Annotated in this window: 1 protein-coding gene; it reads left to right on the top strand. The window is 63.6% G+C overall.

Annotation, left to right across the window (positions count from 1 at the left end; all coding sequences use genetic code 11):
* Positions 1 to 62: 62 nt before the first annotated feature.
* Complete coding sequence (locus J7359_RS19800) at positions 63 to 1,502, top strand: IS1182 family transposase (protein ID WP_209059992.1); 1,440 nt, start codon at positions 63 to 65, stop codon at positions 1,500 to 1,502.
* The last annotated feature ends 160 nt before the right edge of the window (positions 1,503 to 1,662 follow it).

Raw genomic sequence — 1,662 nt, 5'->3', positions numbered from 1 at the left:
GGCCGAGGCTGTGTGGAAACGCTGTTCCGTGGTAAGCTTTTGCAAGGCAGTGGGAGGCAGGGATGGCACGTTTCATCGATGGCATCGACCGGGAACAGGTCACGCTTTTCCCGGATCGTCTTGAGGACTGGATCGGCGAGGATCACCTGGTCCGTGTCGTCGACCTCTTCGTCGAGGAGCTTGATCTTCCGGCGCTCGGCTTCGAGCGTTGTGCGCCCGCCCGAACCGGTCGCCCGGGCTACCATCCGGCTGTGCTGCTCAAGCTCTTCATCTACGGCTATCTGAACCGCATCCCGTCCAGCCGTCGCCTGGAGCGTGAGGCGGGTCGCAATGTCGAGCTGATGTGGCTGACCGGCCGCCTGGTGCCCGACCACAAGACCATCGCCGATTTCCGGCGCGATAACGGGGCAGCGATCCGCAGGACCTGCGCGCAGTTCGTGGAGCTGTGCCGGCGGATCGGGGTGCTGAGGGGCGATTGCGTGGCCATCGACGGCAGCAAGTTCAAGGCGGTGAACAACCGTGACCGGAACTTCACCAAGAACAAGATCGCCAGCCGCCTCGCACATCTGGAGGCCGACGTTGAGCGCTATGTCAACGAGATGGTTCGCATCGACCGCCAGGAGGACGGCGAGGCAAGGGCTGACAAGGTCGCCCATCTCGCCCGTCGTTACGGTCGTATCCGGCAGGAGATCGCGAGGCTGAAGGCAATGGAACAGGCCTTGGCCGAGGCGCCCGACGGGCAGATCTCCCTAACCGATCCCGATGCCCGGGCCATGGCGACCAGTGCCCGACACAGTGGCATGGTCGGCTACAACGTCCAGACCGCGGTCGATACCGAGACGCATCTGATCGTGGTGCATGACGTGACCAATCAGGGCTTCGACCGCGACCAGCTGAGCCCGATGGCGACAGCCGCCAAGGCCGCGCTGGAGCGTGATGGCCTACATGCCATAGCCGACAAGGGATATTTCAGTGGCTCCCAGATCCTGGCCTGCGATCAGGCGGGGATCACCACAACCGTGCCGCGCCCCGAGACATCGGGCAACCGCGGCAAGGGCATGTATGTAAAGGCTGACTTTGCCTATGATCCGGCCCGCGATGTCTATGTCTGCCCGGCAGGCGAAGAGCTGACCTACCGCTACACGCGCGAGGAAGACGGGCTGCGGATCGGCCGCTACTGGACCAACGAATGTCAGCATTGTCTGCTTCGTCATCGCTGCACCACCGGCAAGGAACGCCGGATCACCCGGTGGGAGTATGAGCATCTGGTCGATGCGATGCGCGATAGGCTGGGTGGGAAGGCAGATCCTATGACCCTGCGCCGCTGCACGGTCGAACACCCGTTCGGCACCCTCAAGGCTTGGATGGGGCACACCCATTTCCTGACCCGGAGGCTGAAGAACGTCCGCACCGAGATGGCGCTGAATGTCCTTGCCTACAACATCAAGCGAGTGGTCGCGTTGATCGGCATTCGGGGCCTGAGGCGGGCCATCGCCGCCTGATCGGGGGCTGCCGTGACTCGAGCGTAGGCGTCATGCTCTGTCCGAAAAGGATCAGCAAGCCGTCAAGCGCGCAAAGGGTGTCGGAGGCGTCTAAAAGCGAGCAACCGGGCAAACCGGCAGCAGTCAGCCCCTGCCGGCCCGTTTCCACACAGCCTCGGCC

The organism is Paracoccus sp. R12_2 (genome assembly GCF_017744015.1).
Lineage (GTDB): Bacteria > Pseudomonadota > Alphaproteobacteria > Rhodobacterales > Rhodobacteraceae > Paracoccus.
The sequence above is the reverse complement of the archived record's forward strand: the minus strand, read 5'-3'. Positions and strand labels throughout refer to the sequence as shown.

Excerpts from the sequence above, each read along its gene's own strand:
- J7359_RS19800 (WP_209059992.1), top strand. The coding sequence starts at position 63 with ATGGCACGTTTCATCGATGGCATCGACCGGGAACAGGTCACGCTTTTC.